The following is a 16,403-nucleotide window of genomic DNA, read 5'->3' on the forward strand; positions in this document are numbered from 1 at the left end:
GAGCAGACCGCCGCCGAGCACGACCGGTGTCACCGCGTCGGCCGGGCGGATGCGGCTCACGCTCTCCGCCAGGTGAGCGGCGGCCTCGGTGATCAGCGCGGTGGCGACCGGCTCGCCGTGGGTGGCGGCGTCGACGACCAGCGGCGCGAGCCGGGCCAGCTCGACGGGGGCTCGTCGGGTCACGGCCTGGATCGTGGCGTCCACGGTGTCTCGTGGGCGGGGGGCGATCTCGGCGCTGCCCAGCAGCTCGGTGAGCACGGCGGTGGCCAGCGTGCCAGGGGTACGCCCGGCGTCCAGGTCGGCGAGCAGCCGGCGTACCGCTTCGCGGCCGAGCCAGAATCCGGAGCCGGCGTCGCCGAGGAGCCAGCCGTGGCCGTCGGCGATCCGGTCGAGCCTCAGGTCGTGGACGTGGGCGGTGATCGCGCCGGTGCCGGCGATGAGCACGGTGCCGTCCGGGGCGGCGGTGCCGGATGCGTAGGCGACGAGGGCGTCGCCGTGCACCGCGTACGGGCAGCGTAGGCCCGCGTCCTGCCAGGCCTGGTCGAAGGCGGCGCGCCCGGCGGGGTCGGCGAGCAGTCGGCCCGCGCCGGCGAGGCCGATGGTGCCGGCGACGACCCGCGCCGGGTCGACGTCGGTGAGCGCCTGGCGGAGCGCGGTCAGCAGCTCGACGGCGGCACGTTCCGCGCCGTGACTGGTGGGGTTGCCACCGCCGGCGCGACCGGTGCCGAGGCGTTGCCCGGTGAGGGTCAGGACGGTCGCCCGGGTGGACGTACCGCCGATGTCGAGACCGACCACGACGGTGGCGAGCTTCGGCACGGGTCTCCTTGCGCTGAACGGCGATCGGGACTGTTCATGCTGGTCGGCGGCATCGTGAAGGGCAAATTCTGGCAGGCGCGGTGGCCTGTGCGACAGGTAACAGTTTGAAAACTTCGCCCACAGTCTTGACACGGAGGGGCCTTCAGTAAGAACTTTTACCACTAACAGTTAACAAGCTTTTCGGAAAGGTGAGGCGACCCATGGTTGATCACGAGGTGGACACCGTCGCGGGGACCGCGGTGGTCGACGCCGACGTGATCGACCGCAGGATCTCACCCTCGGACGGGGTGCTGGCCCGCGTCCGCAACGGGCTCAGTGAGTTGACCGGCGCCCTGCGCCGGGTCGCCGAGCACGTGCTCAGCGACCCGGAGGCCGCCGCCCGGTCCACCATCGTGGAGCTGGCCGAGCGCAGCGGCACCTCACCGGCGACCATCACCCGCTTCTGCCGGGCGATGGGCTTCGAGGGGTACGCGGACCTGCGGTTGGGCATCGCGTCCGAGACCGGCCGGGCCCGCATGGCCGGCTGGACCATCGACATCGGACGCGAGATCCAGCCGAGCGACCCACTCGCCCGGGTGCTGGACCAGATCATGGCGGCCGACACGCGGGCCATGCACGACACGGCCACCCTGCTCGACCTCGCCGAGGTGGAGCGGGCCGCCGTGGCGATCGCGGGCGCCAGTCGGGTGAACATCTTCGGCGCCAGCGGCAGCGCGCTGGTCGGTGAGGAGATGCAGTTCAGCCTGCACCGCATCGGCGTGGCCGCCTGGGCCTGGAACGACGTGCACGAGGGCCTGGCCAGCGCCGCGTTGCTGCGCAGCGGGGACGTGGCGCTCGGCATCTCGCACACCGGGCAGACCCGGGAGACGATCGAGATGCTGGCCGAGGCGGGCAGTCGGGGCGCCACCACACTCGCGCTCACCGGCTTTCCCCGCTCACCGTTGGCCGAGCTGGCCGACATCGTGCTGCTCACGGCCAGCCAGGCAACCACGTTCCGGCCGGATGCGCTCTCCGCCCGGCATCCGCAGCTCGTGGTGCTCGACCTGCTCTACATCGCCGTCGCCCAACGCACGCACGACCGCGCGCACGCGGCCTTCCGGCGTACCGCGCAGGCCGTCGACGGGCACAAGGCAGCCAGGAGGCTGTCGGGAAACCCCGGGGCGGGCGAGGCGGAGTCCAGCCGGCGATCCGGCAAGGCGGAGGTCGGTCCGGAGACAGGTGTCGTATCCGAACCGACCTCCAACGCGGCCGGTCGTCGGCTGGACCCGCCGCAGCCGTCGCGAGGTTTCCCGACAGCCTCTGAGGGAGCCCACTCATGATCAGCGCCCAGGGGTACGCGGACGCGGTCCGCCCCGTGCTCGACCGGCTGCTCGACTCGGAGGCGGACGGAATCACCCGCGCCGCCGACCTGATCGCCGACAGCCTGCGCGACGGTGGTGTGCTCCAGGCGTTCGGCGCCGGGCACTCCGAGGCGTTCGCCGCGGAGCTGGTGGCCCGGGCCGGTGGGCTGGTCCCCACCAACCGACTCTCGGTACGGGACCTGGTGATGCACGGCGACGCCCCGCGCGACGTGCTCGCCGATCCCAAACTGGAACGCGACCCCTCCATCGCCCACCAGATCTACGCGCTCGCGGCACCCCAGCCGCGCGACGTGTTCGTGGTGGCGTCCCAATCCGGCATCAACGGCTCGGTGGTCGAGCTGGCGGCGCTGGTCACCGAGCGCGGTCACCCGTTGATCGCGGTCACCTCGGTCGAGCACACCGCGCGGGTCGCCCCACGGCACCCGTCCGGGCATCGGCTCGCCGACCTCGCCGACGTCGTGCTGGACAACGGCGCGCCGTACGGCGATGCACTGCTGCCGCTCGAGGGCGGCGGCGCGGTCTGTGCGGTCTCCTCGGTCACCACGGCGCTGCTGGCGCAGCTGCTGACCGCGGAGGTCGTACGACGGTTCCACCAGGCCGGGGAGGTACCCCCTATCTACCTCTCCGCCAACGTCCCCGGCGGGGACGAGCACAACCTCGCCCTCGAGTCGCGGTACGCCGGGCGCCTCCGGCGCACCGCATGACCCGAATTCCACAAGGAGACACGACGATGTCGATTACCCCCGAACACCCGGCCGCACTCGACCGTCGCACGGTTCTGCGTCGCGCCGCCGCCGTGGGCATGCTTGCCACTCCGGCCATCGGCCTGCTCAGCGCCTGCGCCACCAGTGGCAGCGACAACGACAACGAGCAGGTCGCCGGCGGCACCAAGAGCGCCGCCAACCCGCTGGGCGTCAAGGAGGACGCGCCGATCGAGGTGATCATCTTCAACGGCGGCTACGGCGAGAAGTACGCCACCGACGTGCACGAGCCGCTGTACAAGAAGGCGTTCCCCAAGGCGGAGGTCAAGCACCAGGCCACCCAGGCCGTCTCCACCGTGCTCCAGCCCCGGTTCGCCTCCGGCAACCCGCCGGAGTTCGTGAACAACTCGGGCGAGAAGCTGATGGACTTCGGCGCGCTGGTCGCCGACGGTCAGCTCCAGGACCTCACCGAGCTGTGGGACGCCCCGTCGGTCGACGACGCGTCCAAGAAGGTCCGCGACACCGTGGTGCCCGGCACCATCGAGGCGGGCTCCTTCAACGGCAAGCCGTACGTGCTGTACTACGTCTCCACCGTCTTCGGCATCTGGTACTCGGCCAAGCTGTTCAAGGACAACGGCTGGGCGCCGGCGAAGACGTGGGACGACTTCATCGCCCTGCTCACCTCCATCAAGGCCAAGGGCATCACCCCGTACGGCTACGCCGGGGCGAACGCGGCCTACTACCAGTGGAACGTGATCCTCACCCAGGCTGCCAAGATCGGCGGCACCGACGTTCTGAAGAACATCGACAACCTGGAGGATGGCGCCTGGAAGCAGGACGCGATCAAGCAGGCGGCCACGGCGTGGGCCGAGGTCGGCGCGAAGTTCAGCGACAAGAGCTTCGAGGGGCTCAAGCACACCGACGTGCAGCTGCGGCAGAACCAGTACAAGGTGGCCCTGTACCCCAGCGGTGACTGGATCGAGGGCGAGCAGAAGCAGGACACCCCGGCCGGTTTCGACTACCAGCTCATGCCGGTGCCGAGCCTGACCGCGTCGGACAAGCTGCCGGCCACGGCGCTGCGCGCCACCGCGGGCGAGGGCTACTTCGTCTCGGCGAAGAGCAAGAACCCCAAGGGTGGCCTGGAGTACATGCGCCAGATGCTGTCCACGGCGGGCGCGAAGGGCTTCACGGAGGTGGTCAAGGCTCCGACCGTGGTCACCGCCGGCTCGGAGGGCTTCGCCTTCCCGCCCGGTGTGGCCAGCTCGCAGGCCGCGCTGAAGGCCGCCGGCCAGGACGTGTTCAACCTGTACTTTGACGGCTGGTACAAGGAGCTCGACACGGAGGCGCGGACCGCCACCAACGAGCTGATGTTCGGCCGGATCAACGCGGACGCCTTCGTGGAGCGGATCCAGAAGCGCGCCGACGCGATCAAGAAGGACAGCTCCGTCACCAAGTTCAAGCGCTGATCGATCGGAGCTAGGGTCATGCGGCACGGCAAGTATCCATTCGTGATCGGGTTCCTGTTCGCCCCGATCGCGCTGTACGTGACATTCGTGATCTGGCCGTACGCGCAGGCGTTCCAGATCTCGATGACCAACTGGCGGGGGCTGTCCGCCCCGCAGTGGGTGGGGTTCGACAACTACCGGAGGCTGCTCGACGACGGGGCCTTCTGGAAGGCGGTCCAGCACCACGGCGTACTGCTGCTTGCCCTGCCGCTGATCACCGTTGCCATCGCGTTGTTCTTCGCCTTCCTGTTGAACGTGGGCGGCAAGAGCAGCGGCGGGCAGCGCCAGGGGGTCTGGGGGGCGAAGTTCTACCGGGTGGTGTTCTTCTTCCCCCAGGTCCTCGCGGTGGCCATCATCGCGGTGCTGTTCCAGATGGTCTACCGGCCGAACGAGTCCGGCCTGATCAATGGCGTGCTGATGAAGTTCGGCCTGGAGCCGATCCTCTTCCTGGTCAAGCCGAACCTGGCGCTTTGGTCGATCATCGCGGTGCTCGTCTGGCAGGCCGTCGGCTTCTACGTGGTGCTCTTCTCGGCCGGGATGGCCTCCATCCCGGGTGAGATCTACGAGGCCGCGGAGATGGACGGGGCGACCCGGGTGACCCTGTTCTTCCGGGTCACCCTGCCGCTGCTGTGGGACACCCTCCAGGTGGCCTGGGTGTACCTCGGCATCGCGGCGTTCGACGCGTTCGCCATCGTGGCGGTGCTCTCGGTCGACGGTGGTGGCCCGGACGGCGCCACCACCGTGCTGGCGATGGAGATCTACCGCAACGCGTTCGTCTACTCGAAGTACGGCTACGCCTCGGCGATGGGCGTGGCGCTGTTCTTCCTCACCCTCACGTTCGCGGCGCTGACGCTGCGGCTCACCAAGCGGGAAAGCGTGGAGTACTGATGAATCCGCAGTCGACGCTGCCGCCCACCCCGGCGGCGCTACCGCCGAAGACCGGTGATCCGTCCGGCCCCGCCGGGCCGGGGCGCAAGGAGCCCCGCTCGGAGGTACGGCTCTTCGCCGGCCTGGGGCACGTCGCGCTCGCCGTCTGGGCGGTGATCGTGATCGTGCCGATCCTCTGGACCTTCCTCGCCGCGTTCAAGAACACGAGCGAGATCTTCAGCAGCCCGTGGACGCTCCCGGCGGAGCTGCGCTGGGAGAACTTCGGGCGGGCCTGGACCAAGGCGAACGTCGGCCGGTACTTCCTCAACAGTGTCATCGTGGTCTCGTGCAGCACGTTCCTCACCATGCTGCTCGGCTCGATGGCCGCGTACGTGCTGGCCCGCTACAAGTTCTGGGGCAACCGGGCGGTCTACTACCTCTTCGTCTCCGGCCTGGCGTTCCCGGTCTTCCTGGCCCTGGTGCCTCTCTTCTTCGTGGTGAAGAACCTGGGCATGTTGGACACCTACCAGGGCGTGATCCTGGTCTACGCCGCGTACTCGTTGCCGTTCACGGTGTTCTTCCTGGCCGCGTTCTTCAAGACGCTGCCGTCGTCGGTGGCCGAGGCGGGCATGATCGACGGCTGTGGGCACACCCGGCTGTTCTTCCAGGTCATGATGCCGATGGCGAAGCCGGGCCTGATCAGCGTGGCGATCTTCAACATCATCGGTCAGTGGGCGCAGTACCAACTCCCGCTGGTGTTGCTCTCCAACGCCAAGGACAAGTGGGTGCTCACCCAGGGCATCGCCGACATCTCGGTCAACGCCGGCTACGAGGCGGACTGGTCCGGGTTGTTCGCCGCGCTGACCATCGCCATCCTTCCGATGATCATCGTGTACGCGGTCTTCCAACGCCAGATCCAGGCCGGCCTCACCTCCGGCGCGGTGAAGTAGCCGGTCACCGCGGCCGCTCGTCGGCCTGCGTGTGCCAGGAGCGCCACAGATCCGCGTACGCCCCGTCGGCAGCCACGAGATCGTCGTGGCTGCCGATCTCGGTGATCCGGCCGTCGGCCAGCACGGCCACCCGGTCGGCGTCGTGCGCGGTGTTGAGCCGGTGGGCGATCGCGATGACGGTCCGCCCGGCCAGCACGGCGGCGAGCGCCCGTTCGGTCCGACGCGCGGTGCTCGGATCGAGCGCGGCGGTCGCCTCGTCGAGGATCAGCGTGTGCGGGTCGGCCAGCACCAGCCGGGCCAGCGCGAGCTGTTGGGCCTCCGCGGCGCCGAGCTGCCGGGCCCCGTCGCCGATCGCGGTGCCCAGCCCGTCCGGCAGGGCCGCGTACCAGTCGGCGCCCACGGTGACCAGCGCGGCCCGCATCTGCTCGTCCGACGCGTCCGGCGCGGCGAACGAGAGGTTGTCCCTTACCGAGCCGATGAAGACGTGGTGCTCCTGGGTGACGAGGGCGATCCGGCGGCGTCGCTCGGCGGGGTCGAGGTCGGTGATCGGGCAGCCACCGATGCTCACGACGCCCTGACGTGGCGCGTCGATGCCGGCCAGCAACCGGGCCAGGGTGGACTTGCCGGCGCCCGACGGACCGACGACGGCCAGCCGCTCACCGGGCTGCACCTCCAGGTCGATGCCGTGCAGCACGTCCGGCCCGTTGGAGTAGGAGAACCGTGCCCCGCGCACGACGAGCCGCTCACCCCGCGACGTGGCCGCGCGACCCGGCGGCTCCGCCGGCACCATGCCGACGCCGAGCACCCGGGCGTACGACGCGAAACCGCGTTGCGCCTGCTCCGTCCACTGCAACAGCCGGTCCAACGGGTCGATCGCCTGTTGCAGGTAGAGCGCGGCGGCGACCACCGCGCCGAGCGTGACCATGTCCCTGGAGAGCAGGTAGCCGCCGACGAGCAGGACCAGGGCGACCGGCAGCGGATAGCTGGCCTCGACGACCGAGAAGAACACCGTACGCAGCGCGAGGGTCGCCCGTCGGGCCCGCCACACCTGTGTGATGCGGCCGGTGCCGTGCCGGATCCGGTCGTCGGTCAGCCGCAGCGCCTCCACGGTGCGGGCGCCCTCGGCGGTGGTGGTCAGCGTCTCGGTCAGCTCGGCTGCGGCGGCGCCCTCGGTGAGGTAGGCGGAGCTGGCCCGGCGCAGGTACCAGCGGGTCACCGAGACGATCGACGGGAGCCCGGCCAGCGCTGCCAGCCCGAGCAGCGGGTGCAGCAGGAAGACCGCCCCGAACAGCAGGGTCAACTGCACCCCGGCGATGACGATGGTGGGCACCACGTCCCGGACGGTGGTGCCCACCGTCGCCACGTCGACCGAGCTGCGGGTGGCCAGGTCCCCGGAGCCGGCGCGCTCGACCACCGAGACCGGCAGCCCGAGAGTCCGGGAGACGAACTCCTCGCGCAGCTCGGCGACGGCACGCTCACCGAAGCGGTGGCCGGCGTACTGGGCGTACCGGGAGAGCAACGCGCTGACCACGACGCAACCGGCGATGGCCAGCGCCAGCCGGTCCACGGTGGCCACAGTCGCGCCCGCGGTGACCCGGTCGACGATGGTGCCCAGCAGCCACGGCGGGGCGAGCCCGGCGACCGCCGCGGCGCTGTGCAGCGCCAGCACGATCCCGACCGCACGGCGGTGCCGGCCGATCATCTCCCGCAACGCCCGGCGTACGGTGCGGCGGTCGGCCACCGGCAGCCGGCTCACCGGTACGCCTCCTCGGTGTCGGCGGCCTCGATGTCGGGATCGTCGCTGCCCCGGGCCACCAGGTGCCGGTAGTCGGCATCGGAGTCGAGCAGGTCGGTGTGGCTGCCGGTGGCGGTGATCCGGCCGCCGCGCAGGTGTGCGACCAGGTCGACCCGGCCGAGCAGCAACGGCGACGTGGCGATCACCACTGTCGTCCGCCCGGCCCGTGCGGCGCGCAGTCGGTCGGCGATCCGTGCCTCGGTGTGCGCGTCCACCGCCGAGGTCGGGTCGACGAGGATCAGCACCTCCGGCTCGGCGAGGAGCGCCCGGGCCAGGCGTACCCGTTGACGCTGACCACCGGAGAGCGTCCGGGCCCGGGCATCGATCGGGGTGTCCAGACCGGCGGGCAGCGCGTCGACGATGTCCTCGGCGGAGGCGGCTCGCAGGGCCGCGCCGATCCGACCGTCATCGTCGTCGGCCAGCGGGCGCAGCATGTCGCGCAGTGTCCCGGCGAAGAGGTACGAGTCGTGGTCGGCGACCATGATCCGGGCTCGGACCTCGTCCAGCGCGACCCCGGTGAGCGGCACACCGCCCCAGGTGGTGTCACTGACGACGTACCGGCCGAGGCGATCGGCCAGCGCCAGCGCCTCCGCCGGATCGTCGGCGGCCACGCCGGTGAGCCGCCCGGCGCGTACGGTCAGCCCGGTCAGCGGGTCGTGCAGGTCGGCGGGGCCGGCCGGCGCGCCCGGCCGGCGAGGGTCGGGCACGGGGCCCGACCACCGACGGCCCGGACCGCCGACGTCGTCGGATGTCACGTTGAGCAGGTCGGCGATCCGCCGGGCGGCGACCCGCCCTCGGATCAGCTGGTGACTGCCCTCCAGCAGGAACCAGACCGGCACGATCAGGGTCGCGACGTAGCCGTAGACGGCGACCAGCTCGCCGATCGTGACCTCACCGGTCACCGCCATCCGTGCCGTCAGCCACACCACCGCCGCCAGGAACAGCCCGGGGATGGCGACGGTCGCCGCGTCGATCCAGCTGTTGACCGCGCCCACCCGGTAGCCCTCGGCGCGCAGCTCCTGGGACCGGGCCGCGTACCGTCGGGCGAACAGGTCCCGACCGCCCACCCCGGCGAGCACCCGCAGGCCGGCCACGATGTCACCGGAGCGGGCGGTGAGCGCGCCCTGCTGTTTGCGGTAGACCGACTCGGCCCGTTCCAGGCGGCGCAGCAGGGGCCCGACGACCAGGCCGACCGCAGGCACTCCCAGCAGCACGCAGAGTGCCAGCAGCGGGGAGATCGACCACAGCACCACGGCGATGATCCCGTATGCGACGACCGCCCCGACGCCCGGCCCGGTCAGCGTCAGCACCTGCGCGGCCCAGTCGATGTCGGAGCCGCCGATGGTGGACACCTCGCCCGCGCCGACCCGGCGCGGCAGCACCGCGCCGATCCGGGACAGGTGGCGCAGCAGGACCTCTGCCGAGCGCGCCTTGGCGTCCTCCCGGATGAAGGTCATCGTGCGGTGCCGCATGATGCCGAGGTAGGACAGGCCCACCCCCGCGACGATGATCGCCACGACCCAGAGCGCCAGGGCGCGGGTGTCACGGGCGCGCAGCCCGTCGTCGACGGCGCGGTAGATCAGGTAGGGCCGGACCGACAGGCCGACCATCCAGGCCGTGCCGATCAGGCTGCCGCGCAGCACCCGCCAGGGTTGGCGGCGGACCAGCCACCACAGGTATCGCATCGGTCCGCGGGTGTCCGGAGTGCCGGGCTCGGAGTGCGGGATCTGCGGAGGCACCAGGTCACGCTACCGAGCGCCCCCGACACCGACCGTCCCGAAACGGGTGAGGTGCGCCTCCGTTTCTGTCGGAGGGGAGGGGCAGAATCGCGTTCGTGCTGGTGGCGGTGGTGTCCGACGAGCGGGGCGGGGGAGTGCTGTGCCCACTGGACGCCACCGGTCGGCCGGTCGGCCCGACCGAGGTCGTCACCGACCTCGTCGCCGCGGTCGCCGCGCGCGAGGCCGCCGACCACCCTCGCTGGGTCTGGGCCAGCGCCGCGTCCGTCTATCCGACGCTGCTGCGCGCCGGCGTCCGGGTGGAGCGCTGTCACGACGTGGAGTTGACCGAGGCGTTGCTGCTGGGGCACGCGGGCCGCTGGGGTGAGCCGCGCTCGCTGGCCGCCGCCTGGGCCCGGCTGACCGGCACGGCGGTGCCGCCCGACCCACCGCCGCGCGCCGCCGCGCCGCCCGGGCACGGCCAGGGCGCTCTCTTCGACACGGTGCCGGGCCCGTCGGGCCCGGGCATCGAGGCACTGACCCAGGTGTACGCCGACCAGCTCGCCCGCATCGTGACCACCGAGCATCCGGGCCGGTTCCGGTTGCTGGTGGCCGCCGAGTCCGCCGGCGCGCTGATCGCGGTGGAGATGGGCATGGCCGGGCTGCCCTGGCGGGCCGACGTGCACGACGAGATCCTGCACGAGCTGCTCGGCGAGGCATCCCCGGTCGGTGGCCCGCCCCGCCGGCTCGCCGAGCTGGCCGCCCAGATCGCCGCCGCGCTCGGCGTACGCCGGTTGCACGCCGACTCCCCGGCGGAGCTGCTGAAGGCGTTCGCCCGGGTCGGGGTGGAGCTGCCCAACACCCGGGCCTGGGTGTTGCGCGGGGTCGACCATCCGGCGGTGCCGCTGGTGCTGGAATACAAGGAGCTCTACCGGATCTGGACGGCACACGGCTGGGCCTGGCGCGAGCAGTGGGTGCAGGGCGGCCGGTTCCAGTCGGAGTACGTGCCGGGTGGGGTCGTCTCCGGCCGGTGGGCCACCCGGGGCGGTGGCGCGTTGCAGATCCCCAAGGTGATCCGGCGGGCGGTGGTGGCCGATCCGGGTTGGCGGCTGGTGGTCGCCGACGCCGGCCAGTTGGAGCCTCGGGTGCTCGCCGCGGTGTCCGGCGACGCACGGCTGGCGGCGGCGGGCGGGGCCGGTGACCTCTACGCCGCGCTGGCGCGTGACTCGTTCGGCGGCGACCGGGCCAAGGCAAAGGTGGCCCTGCTCGGCGCGATGTACGGGCAGACCGGCGGGGCCGCGGTGCCCGCGTTGGCGGTGCTCAAGCGCAGCTACCCGACGGCGTTCGGTTACGTGGAGGCGGCGGCACGCACCGGTGAGGCGGGTGGGCTGGTGCGCTCGTGGCTGGGGCGGACGTGCCCGCCCGGTTCGGCCGGGTTCGGTGATCCCGACGACGCGCCCCTCGATCCGGAGGGCGCTCCCGACCGGCACAGTCCGCAGGCCCGTGCCGCCCGCTCCCGGGGTCGCTTCACCCGCAACTTCGTCATCCAGGCCACCGCCGCGGAGTGGGCCTCCACACTGCTGGCCACGCTGCGGACGGAGCTGTCCGGCACCGACGCCGAGTTGGTCTTCTTCCAGCACGACGAGGTGGTCGTGCACGCGCCCGCTGGTCAGGCCGCTGCGGTCGCCGAGGCGATCACCCGGTCCGGTGAGCGGGCCTCCGCGTTGCTCTTCGGTGCGACGCCGGTCCGCTTTCCGCTGGACCTGTCCGTCGTCGAGTGCTACGCCGACGCTGCCTGACCTGCTGGCCGTCCTGGGGCAGGGGCGCACCCGGGGCGGTGCCCCGTTTAGTCTCATCCGGGTCGAGCCTCCGTCGGGATGGAAGGGTGCGCCATGATCGCCGGAGTCGTCCGTCATCTGCTGGGGATGGTCGCCGCCTGCCTGGTCCTCGTCGCCGAGGCGGTCGTGTCCTACGTCGTCCTGCTGGCGATGGCGCTGGTCACCGGCTCCGGGGTGGGTGGCCCGCTGGCCGGGCCGATGCTCGTGTTGGTCGCCGCGGTGCTCGGCGTGGTCCTGATTCCTCTGCTCTTCCTGCCCGCTGTGGCGGTGGCGGAAGCCGTCGGCCGGCATCGGGGGACCGGCCGGGTGGTGACGCTGTCCGTGCTCATCGCTGTCGTCCTGGCTACCGGTTACGCCGTGGCCGGCGCGATTGCCAGCGGGGTGTCGGCCGGCTACGTGCCTCTGGTCGCGGGAGTCGCCGTGCTGCTCATCGTTGCTCCGGTCCTGTACGCGCTCACCGCGCGCGGGCTCGGCTGGGTGGCGCGATGGGTGCCCGAGCGTTGGGGCGGCACCGCTGTCGCGCTGCCCGCAGAGGCGGGTTGATCGCCGCGCTCCCCTCGTTGGTCGTCCGGTGCCCGTGCCGGGCGTGTAACGGTTGTGCTATTTCTCCTTTTCGCCCCGCCACCCCCGGCTGGCCGTCCTCGTTGCAGTGTCCGTAGGAGGGGACAGGCCGGTCACGGCCGGTCCCGTGCTGGAGGGGGCGCAGCTGAACCGGATCGCAGGAATGATCATCGCGGCGGGTGGTGGACGACGGATCGGTGGTCCGGAGGCACTGCTGCACCAGGGGGACAAGCCCCTGGTCAATCAGATGATCGACACGATGACCGAGGCGGGCTGCGAGCAGATCGTGGTCGTGTTGGGTGCCGCCGCGGAGCAGGTCCAGGAGACCGCTGACCTGGGCAAGGCCACCGTTGTGATCAACAAGGCGTGGGGCACCGGAGTCGGTTCGTCCATCCGGGCCGGCCTGGCCGCCATGGACGACGAGGGGATCGAGGCGGTGGTGGTGGTCCCGGTCGACATGCCGGGCCTGACCGCCGAGGCGGTGAGCCGGGTGGCCGCGCTGCCGTACCCGGACGTGCTGGTCTGCGCCACCTACGACGGGTTGCGCGGCTACCCGATGCTCTTCGGCCGCCGGCACTGGCCCGGCATCGCCACCCTCGCCAGCGCCGACGTGGGCGCCCGGCCGTACCTGCTGGCGCACAAGGACCAGATCGTCGACATCGCCTGCGACTCGGTGGCCGACGGCAGCCGGGTCGACACCCCCGAGCTGATGGAGTTCTACGGGCTCACCGTTCCGCCCCAGCGCGTCGGGGTCTAGCTGTTTTGCCCTGTCAATTCCTGCTTGACTCGTCACATGTCAATAGGTCCCTAGTTCTGCCGGTGGCCAATATCGCGATTTGTCAATTCGATCTTGTGTTGGGTGCTGTCGCCCACTAGCCTGTGGCTGCGCGGTCTCGCTTCCACGGGGGTTGATGTGGCATCGCCGTTGTCGCTTGTCCTTGCGCGCCTGGCTGTCCATTTCGACAGCCAATTCAAGGTTCGTGCCAGGGGAGGCAATGCATGAGATTTGTCAAAGTCGGTTGGCGGGCGAGCTTAACGCTCGTCCTGGTGGCGGCGGGACTGACGTCGTCAGGGCTGCCGGCGCAGTCGGCCGTCGGCGTCGCAGCCGCTGACGGCACGTACCGGTTCGTCACGAAATTGACGATCGGGGATCCAGGTCAGTCTGGAAGCACCACCTGTTCCGGTGCGCTGGTCGCGCCGCAGTGGGTGATCACCGCCAAGGACTGTTTCGGATCATCCGGTGTGGCCTCCGGGCCACCGCCACGTCCCACTACCGCGACCGTGGGCCGCGCGAGCCTGAGCACCTCCGCCGGCACGGTCTCCGCGGTCGACAGACTGGTGCCGCATCCAGGGCGAAACGTGGTCCTCGCCCGGTTGGCGACTCCGGCCAATGGCGTCACCCCGATCAGGCTCGCCTGGGCCGAACCGCGATACGGGCAGGTGCTCCGCGTCGCGGGCTACGGCCGGACCGCGACCGAGTGGGTGCCCGACCGGATGCACACGGCGCAGTTCACGGTGGGTTGGTGGGCCGAACAGACGGCGACGACCTTCGACGTGAAGGGCCGTGTTCCGGCGAACGCGAGCATCTGTAAGGGCGACGGCGGTGGGCCGGCCTTCCGGGAGCTCGAATCCGGCCCCCAGTTGGTGGCCATCAACGGTTCGTCATGGCAGGCCGGATGCATCGGTGAGACTCAGACCCGGCAGGGCGCTGTCGAGATCCGTGTCGACGACCTCGCCGACTGGGTCCGTGGCACCATCGTCGACTTCCCTCTCGCCGACGGATCGCTGTACCGCGAACCGGCGGGGACGATCTCGGTCATCGCTGGTGGAGCACCCATCTGGTTCGACAGCGTTGACGAGATCTCGGCAACGGGTTACCCCCAGTCCTGGGCAACCGTTCCCGACGGCACGTTCGGGCTGCTGCCGGCCGTTCCGCGCAACGGCACCGTGGTAGCGGCGCCGCATCATGGCATCTATGTGGTTGCGGGTGGCGCGAAGATCTGGTTCGGCAGCCCGCAGGAAATGGTCGATACCGGATACGGCGGAATAGGGCCGACCATCGTGCCGACCCGATACCTCGACACCTTCCCCGACGTTCCCCGCGACGGCACCGTGGTGTCCGGCCCGAATCACGGTATCTACGTGTTCGCGGGTGGCGCGAAGATCTGGTTCGGCAGCCCGCAGGAAATGGTCGATACCGGCTACGGTGGGGTGCCGCCGGCCATGCTGCCAACGCGTTACCTCGACGGCGTTTCCGAGGTTCCCCGCGACGGCACGATGGTGCGGGATCCGCAGGGCGGCGTCTACCTCATCGTCGGTGGTGCCAAGAAGCCGTTCCACTCGTGGGACGAAATCATCGAGGCCGGATACGCCGACGCGCCGCTCACGGTTCTGCCGGCCCGCTACCTTGAGGGACTGCCGACCGTGCCGTCTGATTGACGATCGTTGAACCGATGACCGTGGACGACCTGGATGCGCTCGGCCGTGGCCGAGCGCATCCAGGTCGTCGAGGTCGTCTGTCCGTCAGGCGTCCGGCAGCTGGCCGGTCTCGGCCAGACGCTGGTACCAGTGGGCGCTGTCCTTCCAGGTGCGGACCTGGGTGTCGTAGTCGACCCGGATGATGCCGAAGCGACGGTCGTAGCCGTAGCCCCACTCGAAGTTGTCCAGCAGCGACCAGACGAAGTAACCGCGCACGTCGGCACCCTGTTCGCGGGCGTCGGCCATCGCGCCGATGTGCCGACGCAGGTAGTCGATCCGCCGGTCGTCGTGGATCCGCCCGTCGGCCGACACCACGTCGTCGAACGCCGCACCGTTCTCGGTGATCATCATCGGCTGGCTGGGGTACGTCTGGTGCAGGCGAAGCAGCAGCTCGGTCAGGGCCGGCGGGTCGATGTTCCACCCCATCGCCGTGTACGGGCCGGGCTGCGGCAGGAAGTCGACGTTGTCCGCGGCGACCCACGGCGTCGAGGTCGACGCGCCGTGCCCGTCGGCGTCGGAGCGGGGCGACACCCCGTCCCAGGCCCGGACCAGGGTGCTGGAGTAGTAGTTGACCCCGAGCACGTCCAGCGGCACCGCAATCAGCTTCTCGTCGCCGTCGCGGACGAACGACCAGTCGGTGACGGGCGCCGTGTCGGCCAGCAGGTCGGCCGGGTACGCGCCGTCGAGCATCGGGCCGAGGAACGCCCGGTTGGCCAACGCGTCGATCCGCCGTACCGCGTCGGCGTCCGCGTCGGAGTCGGACGCCCCCCGGATGACGTGCAGGTTGAGCGTCACCGACAGCTCGGCGGCCGGGGCCAGCTCCCGGACCACCCGGCCGGCCAGACCGTGCGCGAGGTTGAGGTGGTGCACCGCGGCCAGCGCCGCCGCAGGCTCGGTCCGACCCGGCGCGTGCACTCCGGAGGCGTAGCCCAGGTAGGCCGAGCACCACGGCTCATTGAGCGTCGTCCAGGTGTGCACCCGGTCGCCCAGCGCGCCGACGATGCCCGCCGCGTACTCCTGGAAACGCAGCGCGGTCTCCCGCGTCGCCCAGCCGCCGGCGTCCTCCAGCTCCTGCGGCAGGTCCCAGTGGTACATCGTCGCCACCGGGCGGACGCCCCGCTCCAGCAGCCCGTCCACCAGCCGCGAATAGAAGTCCATGCCCGTCTGGTTGAACCGGCCCGAGCCGCCGGGCTGCACCCGTGGCCAGGAGATCGAGAACCGGTACGCGCTGAGGCCCAGGTCAGCGATGTGCCCGAGGTCGTCGGCCCACCGGTGGTAGTGGTCGACGGCCACGTCGCCGGTGTCGCCGTTGAGCGTCCGACCGGGTGTGTGGCTGTAGGTGTCCCAGATTGACGGCCCCCGCCCGTCCTCGGTGGCCGCGCCCTCGATCTGGTACGCGGCCGTCGCCGAACCCCAGACGAAGCTCTCCGGGAAGTGGTGTCGCGTCATCGTTCCGTCCCCTGGATCTCGCAGATGTAGCCCGTCGAGGTACCGGCGACCAGTGCGGCACCGGCCGTTCCGTCCTCGTGGCGCACGTCGAACTCGGCGCCCGGCCCGTCCCCGGGTGACGGTACCCGTACCCGGGTCCGCTGCCCCTCGGCCGGTGCGCACCACCGCAGGCGAACGGAGTGAGCGCGCCGGGCCGAGCCAACACGGGCAGGTGACCTGTGCGCCGCTGACCCGCGCAACACCAGGGAAGTTGCTGCCTCCCACCCGTCGGAGGCAGCAACATCCGGGAAGTTGCGCGGATCTTCTCGCCGATGCGCGGGGCGGGGCGGGGCGGGGCGGCAAGATCGCGCTCGATCCTGGATGTAGT

General features: G+C 71.1%; 12 protein-coding genes and 1 pseudogene. 9 read left to right on the forward strand and 4 right to left on the reverse strand.

Annotated features, from left to right (window positions below; translation table 11 throughout):
• Nucleotides 1-816, reverse strand: an 816-nt coding sequence (locus LADH09A_RS02765; protein WP_238643157.1) for an N-acetylglucosamine kinase, incomplete at its 3' end; no start/stop codon positions are given.
• A 200-nt stretch (nucleotides 817-1,016) separates the two neighbouring features.
• On the opposite strand from LADH09A_RS02765, the pseudogene LADH09A_RS02770 reads away from it, so the two are divergent.
• The 5 genes and pseudogenes from LADH09A_RS02770 to LADH09A_RS02790 form a co-directional block, all read left to right on the forward strand.
• A pseudogene (locus LADH09A_RS02770) lies at nucleotides 1,017-1,955 on the forward strand (MurR/RpiR family transcriptional regulator); the annotation flags it as partial.
• Between the two features lie 176 nt (nucleotides 1,956-2,131).
• Nucleotides 2,132-2,881, forward strand: a complete 750-nt coding sequence (locus tag LADH09A_RS02775) for a sugar isomerase domain-containing protein (protein WP_091403970.1) — start codon at nucleotides 2,132-2,134, stop codon at nucleotides 2,879-2,881.
• Between the two features lie 26 nt (nucleotides 2,882-2,907).
• Nucleotides 2,908-4,344 (forward strand): N-acetylglucosamine/diacetylchitobiose ABC transporter substrate-binding protein, encoded by a 1,437-nt coding sequence (ngcE, locus tag LADH09A_RS02780; protein WP_238643158.1) that lies wholly within the window; start codon nucleotides 2,908-2,910, stop codon nucleotides 4,342-4,344.
• Between the two features lie 18 nt (nucleotides 4,345-4,362).
• Entirely contained in the window at nucleotides 4,363-5,271 is a 909-nt protein-coding gene (locus tag LADH09A_RS02785) for a carbohydrate ABC transporter permease (protein WP_238643159.1), read from the forward strand.
• Nucleotides 5,271-6,200, forward strand: coding sequence for a carbohydrate ABC transporter permease (locus tag LADH09A_RS02790; protein ID WP_238643160.1), 930 nt, complete (start codon nucleotides 5,271-5,273; stop codon nucleotides 6,198-6,200). The genes LADH09A_RS02785 and LADH09A_RS02790 overlap by 1 nt, the downstream gene beginning before the upstream one ends.
• Before the next feature lie 4 nt (nucleotides 6,201-6,204).
• On the opposite strand, the gene LADH09A_RS02795 is transcribed toward LADH09A_RS02790, so the two are convergent.
• The gene (locus LADH09A_RS02795) at nucleotides 6,205-7,902 is read right to left on the reverse strand and encodes an ABC transporter ATP-binding protein (protein WP_238643165.1); all 1,698 of its coding nucleotides are present in this window, start codon (nucleotides 7,900-7,902) and stop codon (nucleotides 6,205-6,207) included.
• A gap of 50 nt (nucleotides 7,903-7,952) precedes the next feature.
• Nucleotides 7,953-9,680 carry an ABC transporter ATP-binding protein gene (locus tag LADH09A_RS02800; RefSeq protein ID WP_274528911.1) on the reverse strand — a complete coding sequence of 576 codons (1,728 nt, stop codon included), beginning with the start codon at nucleotides 9,678-9,680 and terminating at the stop codon, nucleotides 7,953-7,955.
• Nucleotides 9,681-9,799: 119 nt separating this feature from the next.
• Between LADH09A_RS02800 and LADH09A_RS02805 the strand changes: the two genes are divergently transcribed.
• The 4 genes from LADH09A_RS02805 (at nucleotide 9,800) to LADH09A_RS02820 (ending at nucleotide 14,548) form a co-directional block, all read left to right on the forward strand.
• Nucleotides 9,800-11,509, forward strand: a complete 1,710-nt coding sequence (locus LADH09A_RS02805; protein ID WP_238643167.1) for a bifunctional 3'-5' exonuclease/DNA polymerase — start codon at nucleotides 9,800-9,802, stop codon at nucleotides 11,507-11,509.
• Between the two features lie 93 nt (nucleotides 11,510-11,602).
• Entirely contained in the window at nucleotides 11,603-12,091 is a 489-nt protein-coding gene (locus LADH09A_RS02810; protein WP_238643161.1) for a hypothetical protein, read from the forward strand.
• A gap of 181 nt (nucleotides 12,092-12,272) precedes the next feature.
• Nucleotides 12,273-12,866 carry a nucleotidyltransferase family protein gene (locus LADH09A_RS02815; RefSeq protein WP_238643162.1) on the forward strand — a complete coding sequence of 198 codons (594 nt, stop codon included), beginning with the start codon at nucleotides 12,273-12,275 and terminating at the stop codon, nucleotides 12,864-12,866.
• A gap of 242 nt (nucleotides 12,867-13,108) precedes the next feature.
• Entirely contained in the window at nucleotides 13,109-14,548 is a 1,440-nt protein-coding gene (locus LADH09A_RS02820; RefSeq protein ID WP_238643163.1) for a S1 family peptidase, read from the forward strand.
• 84 nt (nucleotides 14,549-14,632) lie between these two features.
• Here the strand turns inward: LADH09A_RS02820 and LADH09A_RS02825 are convergent, their stop codons facing one another.
• The gene (locus LADH09A_RS02825; protein WP_238643164.1) at nucleotides 14,633-16,036 is read right to left on the reverse strand and encodes a GH1 family beta-glucosidase; all 1,404 of its coding nucleotides are present in this window, start codon (nucleotides 16,034-16,036) and stop codon (nucleotides 14,633-14,635) included.
• Nucleotides 16,037-16,403: the final 367 nt, after the last annotated feature.

The sequence above is a fragment of the Micromonospora cabrerizensis genome, assembly GCF_022230955.1.
GTDB lineage: Bacteria > Actinomycetota > Actinomycetes > Mycobacteriales > Micromonosporaceae > Micromonospora > Micromonospora cabrerizensis.

Bases quoted from the DNA above. Each gene is read 5' to 3' on its own strand.
- LADH09A_RS02815 (WP_238643162.1), top strand. From the start codon at position 12,273: ATGATCATCGCGGCGGGTGGTGGACGACGGATCGGTGGTCCGGAGGCA.
- LADH09A_RS02810 (WP_238643161.1), top strand. From the start codon at position 11,603: ATGATCGCCGGAGTCGTCCGTCATCTGCTGGGGATGGTCGCCGCCTGC.
- LADH09A_RS02800 (WP_274528911.1), bottom strand. From the start codon at position 9,680: ATGCGATACCTGTGGTGGCTGGTCCGCCGCCAACCCTGGCGGGTGCTG.
- LADH09A_RS02820 (WP_238643163.1), top strand. From the start codon at position 13,109: ATGAGATTTGTCAAAGTCGGTTGGCGGGCGAGCTTAACGCTCGTCCTG.
- LADH09A_RS02785 (WP_238643159.1), top strand. From the start codon at position 4,363: ATGCGGCACGGCAAGTATCCATTCGTGATCGGGTTCCTGTTCGCCCCG.
- LADH09A_RS02790 (WP_238643160.1), top strand. From the start codon at position 5,271: ATGAATCCGCAGTCGACGCTGCCGCCCACCCCGGCGGCGCTACCGCCG.
- LADH09A_RS02795 (WP_238643165.1), bottom strand. From the start codon at position 7,902: ATGATCGGCCGGCACCGCCGTGCGGTCGGGATCGTGCTGGCGCTGCAC.
- LADH09A_RS02825 (WP_238643164.1), bottom strand. From the start codon at position 16,036: ATGACGCGACACCACTTCCCGGAGAGCTTCGTCTGGGGTTCGGCGACG.
- LADH09A_RS02775 (WP_091403970.1), top strand. From the start codon at position 2,132: ATGATCAGCGCCCAGGGGTACGCGGACGCGGTCCGCCCCGTGCTCGAC.
- ngcE (WP_238643158.1), top strand. From the start codon at position 2,908: ATGTCGATTACCCCCGAACACCCGGCCGCACTCGACCGTCGCACGGTT.